Raw genomic sequence first — 15,160 nt, 5'->3', positions numbered from 1 at the left:
AAGGTCATCTCCTTTAAGGTAAATAGATTGACGGATCAACAGGGTAACCGTGGATGTTGCCTTTACTATCTATGTGTACTCTAATACCCGTTTCCCCGTTTGGACCTATCGGCTTTCCTGTGTCCCAGACTCTAACATTTCCGGTCTTGCTAGTACGAGTTCCTTTTAACCAAGCCTTTTGTGTTAGCTCAACTCCATTTTGTCCCTTTGGCCATGCCGTTTTATTGGAATCAAAATTATTATGCCCCTGTATATGTTTTCCTTGCTTTCCTGCATCTACCGATGGTGCTCCATTTACCACGGATACCTTACCTTGGTTAGGAATAACATCGCAAGGTCCAATATTATGAACCCAAATGCCTAAGTCACTTACAAAATAGGTATGGAACTCCGCAACAGTAAAGTTGTATACCTTGACCTTTTCTTCATGCCTAACAATCTTGATGTTATCAATCTTCAAGGTATTCCCGTTACTCTGCTGTAACTTATCCCCCACCTGCAAGTCAGCCGCTAACACCCAACCTTTACCTTCAACCCAAAACGGATGATTGTCGGTTGTCTCAATGACTTGGTCACCTACCGTAAGTTCATAGATGATTTCCTTATCATTTCGATACAGATGCGTGACTTCCTTGTAAGCCTGTTTACCAGTCTCTTCATCCTTTGAGAGAACCTTATCTCCGACCTCAATGTCTTCGATATTCTTCTCCCCTTCGTCTGTTTTAATCTTAGTGCCGGCAACAAAGCAATTACAACTATTAGCTTTAGTTTTAGATTTAGTTTTAGAGACTACGTTTGCAACAAACTTTTTAAATATTGCAGTTACATTAACACTTACAGCCGTCCAGGTTGTACTTGAAAGCGGCTTTGACATTACATAGTCATAATAATAAACATCTTTAGGAAACATATTCCAAAAATTATATTGGCGATTTCCTTGAGGGTCAGAAGTAAACTTAAGTCCATTATCATATCTATATTCCCCTAAATAACGACCATTAACCAAGTAAGGCATACCTTTAGGGATTTGATAGTCATCCATATAATATTTCTCAGGATCATTACTACTACACTGTCCAGGATGCGCATTTCTCCCATCAGCAGATGTACACCAATGTCCTGTGGGATCGACTGAAATTAATGGATTATTCTCCACATACGTATACAAATTCAAACTCAGGGGATTTGTAATATCACCCTCATACGTATCCTCAGCTATAAACCTTCCCATTCCTGGATCGTACCACCGCGCCCTCAGATACTGAAGTCCGGTAGCCTCATCCCAGTATTCCCCAGAATATCTGAAGATATTGGGAACCGTTTCTTTGGTGTTTTCCGGGTTCCCCCAGACGTCATAGGTATAACTGTTGAGTTCGGTTCCTTTGCTGTCGGTTAGCCCGATCACATCTCCATGGCCATTGAATTGATAGTACTGCATGGCGCCTGTAACCTTGTCTTTACGAGCCCATAATTGCCCTCCCAAATCATATACATAAACGTATAAGAGTTTAGGTGATCCGTCTGGTTTGACTTCTGCCTCGGCAATTAATTTGGCTTCTTCATCATAATAGTAACGAATGAGCTTATCTTTTTCCTTACGTTCATATAATAGACCATCTCCATTATACCGGTAAGAAACTTCTTTCCCTTCTCCCTTTACCCCTGTTAGACGATCTAGGCTGTCGAATGTATACTCTGCATTCTGCATGCCCGTGATTTTGGAGCCTTCTACATTAATTCGATTTCCTTTGTTATCGTAGCTGTAAGTTCTAGTGCTCTCTGTGGTGCTTTCCTTCTGGATACGATTCAACGGATCATAATCGAAAGAGTCTGTTATTTGGTTCTGGGTACGGCTAATAATATTCTTATTGTTATCGTATTGATAATTGAACTGCTGCTTTTGATTACCGCCCTGTACTACAGATACACCTGACAAATCATATCCTTTATAGTTAAAAGCAACCCCTGTACCACTGACAGTTGTTTGTCTCTTTAGTAATTTGTTTGATCCGTATTCAAACGATATCTTGTCTCCTGGCGTGGCCGCCAATGAGGCAGCTGTTCCACTCTTGCTGGACACTTCAAGATCCTTGACCCTATTTAGCTCGTCCAAATTACCCTGGACCTGTGTTGCAGACCCATTAGGAGACACCAAGGTGTAACCTGTCCGTACTTGCGTGTTATAGCTATATTCAATTTTTGTTCCATCCGGATATGTTAAGGTTGTTAAGGAACCATCCGTTGGATCGTAGGTATATCTTGTTGTGCCTTGGGCATCCTGCATTGTGGTCCGGCGTCCAGAGAAATCATAAGTATAATTTATTGTAGTTTCTGGTGCCTTAATTTGAGTCAAATGATTATCGCTATCGTACTGGTATTCTTTGGTTTTCCCGGAGAAATCCACAAACTTGGTGATATTTCCTCGAGTATCATAATAATACTTTCTGGATTGATTGCCTTGATTAATGTGTAGTATTTCCCGTCCTAATTCATCGTACTGCTTATTAATCTCAGACCGATCTGGAAGCTGAATTTTGGTTAGGTTGCCAGAAAGGCTGTACGTATACTTGGTAGTCTGCTGTTTGGGATCGGTTACTGATATTGTTCTTCCTAATCCGTCATACCCATAAATAGTTTGCTGGTTCTTCCCGTCCGTAACCGAGATAACATCACCAACCAGATTGTATCCCCGTTTCTCTAGAACGGTGTTCGTCTCATTATTAGATTCCTCTATAGATACAGTCTGGCCGAGAAGATCATAAGTCTCCTTCTTCTTGTATCCCGATGCATCTGTATTGGTTGTAGTCCGATTAATTAGATCATAGTCAACCAGATCCTTCGAACCATCTGCATAATTAGTTTGAACCAAGCGATCCAAGGAATCGTATTTGTAACTGGTCTTGTTGCCTTCTGCATCGATAAACTCCTCGGTATTGCCTTCGGTATCATAAAAGTACTGGAATACAGCATCATCCTGCACTTCTTGGGCAAGAAACCCTACAGGATTATATTTGTTAATCGTAACTAAACCGCTAGGATCCGTACTTGTCACTGTATTCAAGTTGTCATCATAAATGACTTTTTCAGTAGAACCATCACTGTAGCTGGTTTGGACTATACGTCCGATTTTATCGTATTGATATGACGTCTTATGCCCTGCTTCGTCAACCCCCAATGAAAGAGCCCCTGTCGGGAAGTACTCATATTGCCTCGATACCGTTGATGAAGAGTTATCAATTCCCGTTACCTGAGTAGACTCCTTTGTAACGAGATGATGTCCATAAGGTGATTCATAGGATTGTCTTGTGGATATTGTCCTGGAATCATCCTTCACCTCAACAACAACCGGGTTTCCATAGCTATCATATTGATAATTAGTCTGGGATAAAAGCTTGTTAACTGAGCCCGTTTCAGAAATTGACGATTGCTTAAGTCCTCCAAGCGAATCATAAGCATTCGTTTCGACTCTGAATTGATTGTCAGCAATCTTGGTTTTCACTGTACTAGGCTGATTCCAGAAGTATGGCTCGGCTGATTTTTGGTAGTCATAAGTAGTCTCTTGACCGGTACTTTGCTTTAACGATACTATAAGCCCGTTCTCATCATATTTGTATTCTCCGGTTACTGACTCAGAGCTCTTTCCGTTTTGAATATAGTAGTCATCCACTTTTATTGGAATATTTCTTTTGGATGAATCATAAGTCAGCTTCTCAACTGACGCAGCCTGATCTCCTTCGGTTCGGTATTCATCAAGAAAGTGGATATCTGGCTGTGTTGCACCGTCAAATGATTTTCGAAGCTGGAACGTTTGCTTGGCATGCGGTCCTTCAATGGTTGTAACCCATTTTGCATCCTTCCCGAAACTTGTTAAGTCCTCGTTGGTGTAGTTAAATGATCTCTTATGAACTATAACATCCCCGTTCAAAGCCGCATATGCATCTTGGCGCTTAGTCGTTTTAAATACGAACCGTGTTGCATAGCTGCCGATCGTCTTTAGAGATGGGGCATAATCAAAATCCGTTATTGAAGATGTGGGAGATACAATACGTGTCAGAAGCGCCGAATTATCCCAGGATTGCTGATCCAATTGACCAACCAAACTGGCTAAAAAGTTAAAGCGCGCTTCAGGCAATTTGTAAAAATATTTGGTATCTTTCCCAAGGGCATCCGTTACTTTCGTCAGAACCGGACGGTCTTCATCCATAACATGCGTATATACCTTAACAAGCTCTGTACCCGTCTGTTTTACGGTTACTTGCGTATCTGTATAAGTGAAAGCAAGCTCGTTCCCATCACTATTTTTCACCTTTGTGAGGACATTTCCAATTCCCTGCTTGGTATAACTGAATTCCACCCGGTTATTATAATCATCCTGAATCAGAATCAAATATCCAGCATCATCAAAATAATAGTTGGGCCCATTTAGAACTGCGAGTTTGTACTTACTTGTTCTTCCATTAACGACTGCGCTTGTATCATCAGCGAGTTTCAGATTCTTATACTTGTAGCCCTGCAAGGTTAGATCAGTTAGTATACGATATGTGCCGATTCCCGGAAAATACAGGAATCTTCGGCTGTCACGTGTCATAATGTAAGGCTGATCCCATCTCCATCCTCTGCCTAGCTGCGAATCAGCCTCCTCTCTTCGTGTCCCAGCTTCATTCTTGTAAATATCGCCACTGAGCTTTACGGAAATATCATTATTAGCTTTGGAGCTGTCATATACCCGGTTTAAGGAGAATGGTATTGAACCAGGCAAGGTAAAATCGGTATAACGGACAGTTAGATCTCCTGTGGCTACGGATACCGAATCGCTCCCATAACTCTCCACATATGGAGATAAGGGCTGATCTACAGGCAAGTGGTCAACTGCAGCTTGGTCGTAATCTGCCTGTGCAGCCAGAGAACTAGGGCGGTTTAAGAGCAACGCGGAGCTAGTCTCTAACTTATTTACTTGCACTTGAGGATCATTGGTTTTTGTTCCGTTTTTACTAATAATAGTTTTATAGGCACTTAAATCTCCGCCTGATTGATCTAGCGCTGTATAAATTTGAAATAACGAGTAGCCTTCGGCAAGCTGTTGGTCTAACCATGACTCCTCTTTATGGAACTTCTCCAAAATTCTTGATAGAGTTACAATCTCCTCTTTCCTGTTCCCATTCGAACTTAAAGCTTGCTGTCCATCCGTTGCTGCATTTGCTATTGTCCCTAAACCAGTAAAAGTAATGGATAGGCACAGAATGGTTACTAGTATACGTTTTAGCATTTGATCACCTCTGGACTAAAAAGGATATACTTGCTTCGTTTTTTTCTTTAAATTGCCGTTCGCATCGTATTCAAACAGAATAACGTCCCCAGTCGGGAATATCACCTTAGTTAATCTTCCCGCAGGGCTGTAATCATAAGTAGCATTTGGAGTTACTTTCAAGATCGCTGCCGCTAGAAATAACTGTAATGCCTTACCACTCTTCTCTTGGACTTTTACATAATATTTAGTTCCAGCTAGTAAATCAGCCTCAATAAAGACAATATCATTGCCATAAACTTTCTCATCACTGTTGCTCGCGGCCAGAGCGTTTTGCAGTTTAGGATCACTAAAAATAGTAATTCCGGGTTTCTGGTCTGAGTTGTTATTTTCTTTAGCCGCAATACGATATTTTCCCGTTTGAGCTGGCGTAAACAAATAATAGCCGTTTTTGCCAGCATCCTTTGAGACGTTTAGAGGCTGGTTCTCGTATAACTTCTCAAATACAAACTCCGAAGCATCCTCAAATTTAAACATCCGATAAGGACCCGCAAATGAAACTGGGTTGGTCGAGCTTACTTTAACCGTAATTTTACCGCCGGCAGGAACCACATACTCCCCAGTCGAATGAACACCTTCCTTAAATAGGGAGCCATCAGCTTTTATAATCGTGTAATCATAGTATTGATTAGTACTGGCATCTGTCTTAAGCTGAGCATCGTAGCTGCTAACATTTGCGAATGTAATAGATTCGCCTGTCTTCAACAGCTTCTTTAGGAATGCAGGTTCTGTGATGGATTCAGCTTCTACGGGTTTGACATATTGTAGAGTTACAGGTTCCGATGATACCGCTGTGACTACGGCCGAACTTCCAGCTGGGATGGAGATGTTACTATCCATATTTAGCCCCATTTTTGTAACTTCTCCTTTTGACGAGTATATTACGTAATCAAACAAGGAAGAGTTGGTGCCACTTTTCTTCGTTAACACTTGATTTTTGGCATCTGGATTCGTAAAGATATAACTCTCGTTTGTTTTTATTGTTTTCTCTAAATAGGAGCTATCCGGTGCCGATGAAGCTAGAAAGGAAGTAAAGACCGCTCCGAACGTGGTTGGATGCAAATAGTTGGCTGTTACCTTAATCGTATATCCGGCAGGGATAATAACGATGTTGAACTTGACTGGGTCCTGAGAGTGGACAGTACCATCTGGCTTTATGATTACATATGAAAAGTCATTTATATTCTGAATCGCGTCAGAGTACAAATAATCAACCTTGTCGCTTATATTCTTATAATAATAGGATTGCCCTTGTTTCAAAGTCACTCTGGTCATCGCTGGGTGGTTGGCCAGTTCCACAGTAATTGTTTCTGTGTAGTTAAAAGTAACCGGGTTGTCAGACTGTCCCGTGACAATCAGGAAACCCTGTGCAGGAATTGAGATTGTTCTTACTTTCTCGTTAAAACCTCTATTTTCTACCATTCCTTCGGATGTATACGAAACATAATCATATGCCCCCTCTGTAGCTTGAGCATCATTAGCAATGGATATGGTTTTGCTTCCCGTATTTCTGAACACATACGATTCTCCAGATCGGACTAATTGGTGGGAAATTGCTTCACCAGGCTTATCACGCCAAGAGAATAGTCTATATGCAACTCCAAAGGTAACTGGGACATCGGTTACGGTCGTAACAACTATTCTGTTTCCCTTAGAAACAAGCGGATTGTTATAAGTATTAGCCTGCTTACCCTGTTGAGTGCCATCGGGATAATACTCGACCCAATCGAACCGGCTATCCTTCGATGCAGTACTATCGAGTGTACGTTGATAATCACTTATATTTGTAAATTCATAACTCTCTCCCTTGGAAAGCGTTATTCTGAAAAAAGCCGGTTCGTTGCTTGGTTCAGCTGAGAAGTCATCCGTATAATCAAAAGTAACAGGTGGGCCTGATACAACACTTATTATGGAATATCCGCCAGCAGGCAGATTTGGAGTTATTTTGCTATCAAAGCCTTTGGAGTAGTAACTGCCGTCCGCCTTATAAACCACATAATCATATAAACTTCCTACCAATCTTGCATTATTATTAACTGGATTTGTTAGCGACCCGTTGTTACGAAACAAATAGGATTGCCCAGGCGATAATGTTATCCTGCTTATGGCATCGCCGTTAACAGGACTCCCGGCAAACGAACGGTAAGGTCCCCCAAAGGTGACGGGATTGTCTGTACGCAAAGTAATAACAATACGGTTGCCTGGGGCAAAAGATGGCTTTACAGCGGTATTCGTGCCCCGTGAAAGTTCAGTTCCGTCTGGTTTATAAATTACGTAATCAAACTTATCATTTGGCGTCCCATCGTTTTCAATTGCATCAGGTAATTTACCTATATTTGTAAATTGGTAACTTTCTCCTTTATGAAGTTGCACACTCTCAAAAGCAGGTTCTGCTATTTCTTGCCCAACAGCATTTTTATAATAGGTTCCTATAACAACAGGCAGATCTGATTTTCCGGTAACTACTATATTTTCTCCTGAGTTAGGAGAGCTTGATAGATTCGAATACGTTTCAAGATTTGATGATTTAACACTTCCATCCTTTTTATAAATTGCATAACTAAGCCGCTTTCCGTTACTTGAAGTTGCGTCCGTCATGATACGTAGATCACCTACTCCCGCATTAGAAATCTGGTAGCTCTCACCACGCCCTAATGTTTTCCTTAACAATGCAGGCTCGGCTGAGTAACTATAAGTTACATCAGCAGGAACTTTAAGATTGACTTGAGAATTAAGCGCTGTAATTATTAAAGTGCCACCATTCGCTGGTATAACAGGTGTGAGAGTTGCTGAATCCATATCAATGTATGTGGCTTTTCCATTAGCTGAATATCCTGCATAATCAAACAGAATTCCGTTCTTAACACTTCCATTTGTATATACTGATCTACCCGCTGGAGTTGGATTCACAAATTCAAGACTTTCCCCTGGAGAAATGACCATCTCGATCTTATCAACAGCCTGAGCTTCAATCTGGCTCTGCAAATTGTCAGTTTCCTCTAAAGATGTTGAAGAATCAACAGATGTACCAGGTAAATCGGGATCTGGACTGTTATTCTCCTCGGTAACTGCAGGAATCTGATCATTTTCCACATTTGGGGAAGTATCCATTAGTTCAGCTTGCACTGTGACCCTAGGAAATGACGATAAGACCAAACATAAAATGAGCAAAAAAACACTAAGACACCTTTTAAAATTCATCTTTTCCCCTCCAATGTTATGTAAAGGTATAGTTCCCAATATACACCATAAAGGGTAAATCAAAGACTATAAATATGTATATAGCCCTATTTATTCCAAAATTCGACTTTTTGTTTTGTTATCAGTACTTTTCAGCATTGTTTTATCTGCAATAGCTATTACTGTCTTACTTGCCACAATGCAAAAAGGGGCTAAAGGACTCGTTGACATTTCACTTTCTTACTCCATGTGATTTAGTTTTAAAATTTGCATACCTATCTTTAAATAACAAAAACCCGGGATTTCCATCCCGGGCTATTCTCAGTTGACAGCTTCACTAATCATCTTGCCGCCTTCATCTAATTTTGTAATGTAGTCAAGTGATTAAGGTAATCTTTTTTTGTTTCTTCTCTTTTTCCTACTCAATCGCATTCTTCTTTGTAAAGGACTCCACTCTAACACAACCATATTTAAAATTAATAAACCAAGTACACAACTGACTAATAGCATTTTAGAAGTAGAATAACTATACCCATTGGCAAATGAGAAAAGGTTCAATAAATTTATTTGATCCATACTTGTGCTTATCATCCAATAGGCCCAATAAACTAATGCAATCAAGTAACCTATTGAAGTAGATGATAACAAATTGGCAAATGTCATTCCCAAGCTCCCTACAAAAAGCGAACCTGGTACCACAATACAGAGCATATCAAGATAATGAATTCTGTTGCTATCTCCCTCTTCCAACATCAAAGTCAAACCCGCATTCGTTAGTAACACACTAATCCAAAGCGAAGCAGCTAAAATCAACATCATAATAAAAAATCGGATAAATAGGGAACTTGCTCGCTTACGCCTTCCTAAATAGACAACCTCATCTGCATGATACATCTGTTCAAAAAGCATGATATCGCTAAACAACACAATACCTATTAATGGCACATAAATTTCAGATAAATTGATAACATCTATCCGTGTTGGTGTATAAAAAACAAATGGGATTAATATAACAAAAAAAGCACAGATGAACCATTTGATTGGAGCATATATGATTTTAAACTCATACAGTATACTTTTCCAAACTTTCATATCATTACTCCCGATTCCAGAATTGAGTTTTATTAGTTTTCCATACACCGCAACTTAAGACTAGTAGAACGAAAAATAAAACCAGATAAAGTAAACGATGGGAAATAATACTCCAATCCAAAGGCAACGATAATCCGTCATCATTACGTATTATATATTGAAACCAATTTATATCATTATCATGTGTACCGGTAAACGCCTTCATCGTAATATTATAAATAATATAAATTAAACAAATAGGGACAGTCACAAGCTCATTAGAAGAAAGCAAATAAATCAAAATAATAAACATGGTTATAAATAATAACGATGGAAGAATATAGACGATGATATCTTTAAAAATAGTAATTACATCTATTTCCCAGCCCCCCCTATGTAAATTAATGCATAACCATATGTTCAAGATCATACCAATTCCAGCTATCATCGAAATGTATACAATAAAACACCCCATGTACCTACTGGTTACATAACGAAATGCATCTATCGGTTTTATACGAATCAATTCAGACATTTGATATCTTCGATCTTTAGCAAATAAGAAAGCAAATAGTGGTATGGCTAATAACGACGCCACAACTTGAGTTCGATCGGCATAAATCATCGAAATTTTCTCTGCAAATGAGTTTCCCTTAAGCTCTTGCAGTATATTGTTATTAATCTGTTCAGGGGTCCCTATCTTTTCGGTTGCTCTTTGAATGCGCTTATTCATAAAATCCCTCAGTCTTGGAGAATTCACTTGCCTAGTGAAGCTTTCTAAAACCTCATCCATTGTCATTGAATTATTGTATTCGGTATCAATCCATTTCCGTACAAGACGATAATCCGTTGAATTCCCTCCAAAATCCTCGACAGAAAGATTATCAAAACTATCTTGAAGCACTTTCTTAGCCTCAGATGTATCGCGTTCTACATACAAGTAGGCATGCCGTCCCGAAGAGCTTATTGCTTCAATATCCTGCTGATTCTTGACAGGATAATGAATAAGATATATCGAAAATTCACTATAAACAAATATTAAAAAAATTGCAGTTATAGTAAGCAAGATTGGGTTTTTAACCTGCTGCTTTATCTCAAAGCCCACTAGTTTCCATGTCCTCATTGACGATCGCTTCCTTCTTCCAGCAGAAGCATGTAAGCATCCTCTATACTGGGTTCTACTTCAATACTCGATGTATTTGGTCTAATTCTCGAAAGAATCCGCACCTCAATCGAATTTTCAAAATATTGACTAGAAATAACAGTGTATTTACGTTTCATCTCGTCCAATTCTTTAACATTTTGCAGCGAACAGGACCACACCGCACCTTTCCCTCTTTTGATAAGTTCTTTTAACTCACCGCTATAGGCAACTTCACTACGGTTTAACACAGCAACTTGTTGACAAGTTACCGCTATATCCTCAACTATATGTGAGGACAACAACACCGTATGGTTTTTGGAGTAATCGCTTAACAAGTTTCGAATCGAAATTCTCTCCAATGGATCAACACCCGCTGTTGGTTCATCAACAATCAGTACTTGCGGCTCGTGTAAAATTGCTTGAGCAATGCCTAATCTTCGTCTCATTCCACCTGAAAGTTGTTTTACTTTCTTAGTCCGTTCATTAAAAAGGTTAACTTCCATCAGAACTTCATCAATTCTGCGAGCACGTCTCTTATCATCCATTAAGTACAAGATTCCCATATAATCCAAAGCCTCATCAATTCGTAAATTGGGATAGAAATTAAACTCTTGTGGTAGATACCCTATGAGAGCTTTAATTTTGGGGATATTCTTTTTGTTTAAAGTTATATTACAGATTTCAACCGAGCCACTTGTGGGTGCTAGCAATGTGGATAGGATTCTCATGAAAGTCGTTTTGCCCGCGCCATTTCGTCCAAGCAATCCAAACATACCCTGAGGGATTACCAGATCCATATTATGAAGTACATTAATCTTAGTACGATAGGATTTTGTTAAATGCTGTACAATGATCGACATCAAATAATCTCCCCTTATAACAATTCAATATGAGGTAATACACATTAGTAACAATACAATTTCTTACAAATAAATATACTAAAGAACCAAATTACAAAATATTACAAACCTCATGATTTTGTTTTTTTGTTGCCTAAATTAGAAAAACCCGGGATCACCATCCCGGGCCACTCTCAACGCTTCGTCTTATAAAACTCATGGTACAGCTTCATCAGCGCCCGCTTCTCAATCCGCGACACGTAGCTGCGGCTGATGCCAAGCTCCTTGGCAATCTCACGCTGGGTCCGCTCCTCACCGCCTTGATCAAGGCCGAACCTTCCACGAATCACTTCCTGCTCCCGCTCATCGAGAATATCGAGGTTTTGGTAGATCTTGCTCTTCTCCATCTTGAGCTGCACCCGCTCTACCACGTCATCATTCTCGGAACCGAGGATATCGATCAGAGTGATTTCATTGCCTTCCTTATCCGTTCCAATCGGGTCATGCAGGGAGACATCTTTCCTTGTCTTCTTCAAAGAACGCAAATGCATAAGAATCTCATTTTCTATACAACGAGCCGCGAACGTGGCCAGCTTGGTTCCTTTGCCGAGCCGGAAACTCTCAATGGCTTTGATCAAACCGATCGTACCGATGGAGATCAGGTCCTCCAGATCTTCGCCGGTGTTATCGAATTTTTTGACAATATGGGCTACAAGCCTAAGGTTATGCTCAATCAGAATGTTGCGGCTGACGGGATCTCCCTCTGCCATACGCTGGAGATGCTTCGCTTCCTCTTCTTCAGTTAACGGCTGTGGAAAAGCGTTATTCTTGACATAAGACACGAGCAAGCTCAACTGTTTGATGAATAAAGCAATTGCGGTAAACAATCCGGGCAATGGTGCCACCTCCTGCATAAATGCATGCAACCTCTATGGGGTCACTTCATTGTATGTGGGCGGCCGCCCAGTCGTGCCTGTACGGGGAAAAAGAAAAGCAACGGTGCTGACGCAGCTGCATTTTCCCTTTCGTGAAGCCACCCCCATTCATCAACACATTGATGGTATATCAACTTCTTCGCATAAAAAAGCAGCTGCTTCCCAGGCCCCCTAAGGAGCAGGCCGCAGCCGCTTTTCAACGATACTCCACTATCCTACCTCCACCTTATCCTCTATATACCACTGTGCCTGGGTGCGGAACATATGGGCATAAGTCCCGTTTGCATTTATCAGCTCCAGATGATGCCCCTGCTCGACCAGTCTGCCGTCCTTCAGGACGAGGATACGGTCAGCCATGCGGCAGCTGCCGAGCCGGTGGGAGATGAAGATGGCGGTCTTGCCTTCGGATAGAGAAACGAAGCGCTCGAACACGGCAGCTTCCGCCATCGGGTCCAGCGCGGCGGTCGGCTCGTCCAGCACGACAACCTCGGCATCGCGCAGAAACGCCCGGCTGAGCGCAATCTTTTGCCACTGGCCTTGAGACAGCTCCTGTCCTTCGCCAAAGGCATGGCCGAGCTCCGCATCATATCCACCGGGAAGCATCTCCGCGATCTGATCGGCTTGCCCTTTGTGGGCGGCATTCATCAGCCGCGATTCATCGTGCATCCCTTCCAGGCTGCCAAGCCCTATATTCTCGCGAAGCGTGAACTGGTAACAGACATAATCCTGAAAAGTCGCACTTATGTGTTCACGGAACTTAACCGGGTCTATCTCCCGGATATCCACCCCGCCATACCGGACCTTTCCCTCCGCCGGGGTATACAGGCCAAGCAGGCATTTGATCAGGGTGCTCTTGCCAGCCCCGTTATCTCCAACAATGGCAACCTTCTCGCCGGGCCGGATATGCAGGGAGATATTATGCAATATCCAACCTTGGCTGTTCGGATATTTGAAACTGAGCCCGCTCACTTCAATTCCCCGGTCCGTCAGCCCCTGGTATTCCTGGTATTCCTCCCGCTTCTCCTCCTCCGGAAGATCCAGGTATTCATAGATATTGCCCACATAAAGCGCGCTTTCATATATAGAAGAGAGCCGGTTCGTGATGATAAAAAGATACCCCTGAGTACTTGACATGGCCTGTACCAGGGCGACATAAGCGCCAATCGTCAGTCTGCCCAGCGAGCTGGCCCAGATCAGGAAGACGATCCCCGCGCCCTGAAGCAGCCGGGACATCCCGTCCACACGGAATACAGACCAGGCAGCGCGCTTCTGCAGGGCAATCTGTTCACGGGCGTTCTGCCAATAATAGTTCTGAACCTTATCAAATAAATAAGAAGAGAGATTAAAGATGCGGAGTTCTTTCGCGGACTCGCGGCGGGTCATTAGGCCGATCAAATAGTTGATTTTGCGGACTGCGGCCGTCTGCTGGAATATCTGGTTGAATCTGAGCTTGCCGATCCGCAGGTGAATCCACAGACTCGGCACCATCACGAGGAGCAGTCCGGTCCCTAGCAGCCAGTGAAATTGATACAACACGAACAGGAACCCTGTAATGGATAACGCCGATTGGGCAATATGCAGAGCGGCCTCAACAAATCCAATTCCCTTGTCACCGCTTAAGCTCTGGGCCCGTTCATATTTATCATAATAGTCAGGTGAATCGAAATAGACCAGAGGCAGCTTGGAGGATTTCATAGCGATTTCCCGGTCAAAATGATAATTTATTTTCAACTTTAGATGGATCAGGACCAACTGGTACACGGGCTGCAAGCCCAGCGAGAGCAGCTGGAGTGCGAGTACGCCCCCCAGCCATGCAAGGGCTGCCGCGATTCCCGGGGAAGTATGTCCGATCAGCCTAGTTACCTCGTCGACCAGATTCTTGGTCGCATAAATATCAAGGACGGGAAGAGCGGCCGTTGCCACATTAATGGCGACAGCCAGACTTATATATAGTGGGGCGGTTCTCCACATGGTCCCTGTTAATCTCCCTAACATGTGCAGGACAGTGCGGGACTGGTGCAGCCAATCAAGGAATTGCGGCCTAGGAGTAGGGTGATCTTCCATCGCACGCCTCCTTAAGAAGCCTTGCGTTTCTTGTTTGAACGGTGGCCAGCCTCTGCAGCAGATGAACCTTTGTCAATCAGCATGCGGAAGGCTACATCTGTGCCAGTGATACCTTTATACATCACATTCATTTGCGGATCGAGCAGGTAGCTGAACGGTATGCCCGGAAGCGACAGCTCCTGGAACTTCTCAGGAGGTAATGGTACAACCGGTAAGGACAAGCCATGGGCTTCCCGCACATGACGCGCATATTCCGCTTCGCCTTCAATCACCAGAACAAAGTGGTAGTTGTTGTATTTACCTGCAAGCTCATTCAAGATAGGATAGACCGTTTTGCAAGTTGAGCAGAAGGAAGACGTGAACAGTACAATGCTTCCCTTCTTCTGCTGATCTGTCCAGCTGACAGGATGTCCCTCGGTATTCCCCACAGCCAGAGAATAGAAAGGGCGGCCCACCTCAATTCCTTCATGGCTTAAAGGGAGGTCCTTAGGAATCATATGATACATTTGCTGGTTAACCGTCGTAAGCCGTTTCATCAACTGTAGAATAATACCTGACATCACAATGACAACTCCCCATAAAACGGTATAAGATAGCATAAATGCATTATTCAATCCCGTTC

Annotated in this window: 8 protein-coding genes; all 8 read right to left on the bottom strand. The window is 42.3% G+C overall.

Annotation, left to right across the window (positions count from 1 at the left end):
- Positions 1-13: 13 nt before the first annotated feature.
- Entirely contained in the window at positions 14-5,266 is a 5,253-nt protein-coding gene (locus BN6628_RS07390; RefSeq protein WP_082926832.1) for a polymorphic toxin-type HINT domain-containing protein, read from the bottom strand.
- 15 nt (positions 5,267-5,281) lie between these two features.
- Positions 5,282-8,506 (bottom strand): RHS repeat protein, encoded by a 3,225-nt coding sequence (locus tag BN6628_RS07385; RefSeq protein ID WP_148449265.1) that lies wholly within the window; start codon positions 8,504-8,506, stop codon positions 5,282-5,284.
- Between the two features lie 363 nt (positions 8,507-8,869).
- Positions 8,870-9,577, bottom strand: a complete 708-nt coding sequence (locus BN6628_RS07380) for a hypothetical protein (protein WP_068616050.1) — start codon at positions 9,575-9,577, stop codon at positions 8,870-8,872.
- A 4-nt stretch (positions 9,578-9,581) separates the two neighbouring features.
- Positions 9,582-10,679, bottom strand: coding sequence for an ABC transporter permease (locus BN6628_RS07375; RefSeq protein WP_068616049.1), 1,098 nt, complete (start codon positions 10,677-10,679; stop codon positions 9,582-9,584).
- Complete coding sequence (locus BN6628_RS07370; protein ID WP_068616047.1) at positions 10,676-11,560, bottom strand: ABC transporter ATP-binding protein; 885 nt, start codon at positions 11,558-11,560, stop codon at positions 10,676-10,678. Before BN6628_RS07370 ends, BN6628_RS07375 begins: the two co-directional genes overlap by 4 nt.
- 173 nt (positions 11,561-11,733) lie before the next feature.
- A complete protein-coding gene (sigK, locus tag BN6628_RS07365; protein ID WP_068616045.1) occupies positions 11,734-12,435 on the bottom strand; it encodes an RNA polymerase sporulation sigma factor SigK in 702 nt (233 codons plus the stop codon).
- A gap of 249 nt (positions 12,436-12,684) precedes the next feature.
- Positions 12,685-14,538, bottom strand: coding sequence for an ABC transporter ATP-binding protein (locus BN6628_RS07355; protein WP_082926831.1), 1,854 nt, complete (start codon positions 14,536-14,538; stop codon positions 12,685-12,687).
- A gap of 11 nt (positions 14,539-14,549) precedes the next feature.
- Positions 14,550-15,152, bottom strand: coding sequence for a TlpA family protein disulfide reductase (locus BN6628_RS07350; RefSeq protein ID WP_068616041.1), 603 nt, complete (start codon positions 15,150-15,152; stop codon positions 14,550-14,552).
- Positions 15,153-15,160 lie beyond the last annotated feature (8 nt).

Source organism: Paenibacillus tuaregi (assembly GCF_900086655.1).
Classification (GTDB): Bacteria; Bacillota; Bacilli; order Paenibacillales; family Paenibacillaceae; genus Fontibacillus; species Fontibacillus tuaregi.
Note: the sequence above shows the minus strand (reverse complement) of the source record. Positions and strands in the feature narration are given on the sequence as shown.

Coding starts and splice junctions, on each gene's coding strand:
- BN6628_RS07390 (WP_082926832.1), bottom strand. CDS start 5,266: ATGCTAAAACGTATACTAGTAACCATTCTGTGCCTATCCATTACTTTT.
- BN6628_RS07385 (WP_148449265.1), bottom strand. CDS start 8,506: ATGAATTTTAAAAGGTGTCTTAGTGTTTTTTTGCTCATTTTATGTTTG.
- BN6628_RS07380 (WP_068616050.1), bottom strand. CDS start 9,577: ATGAAAGTTTGGAAAAGTATACTGTATGAGTTTAAAATCATATATGCT.
- BN6628_RS07375 (WP_068616049.1), bottom strand. CDS start 10,679: ATGAGGACATGGAAACTAGTGGGCTTTGAGATAAAGCAGCAGGTTAAA.
- BN6628_RS07370 (WP_068616047.1), bottom strand. CDS start 11,560: ATGTCGATCATTGTACAGCATTTAACAAAATCCTATCGTACTAAGATT.
- BN6628_RS07355 (WP_082926831.1), bottom strand. CDS start 14,538: ATGGAAGATCACCCTACTCCTAGGCCGCAATTCCTTGATTGGCTGCAC.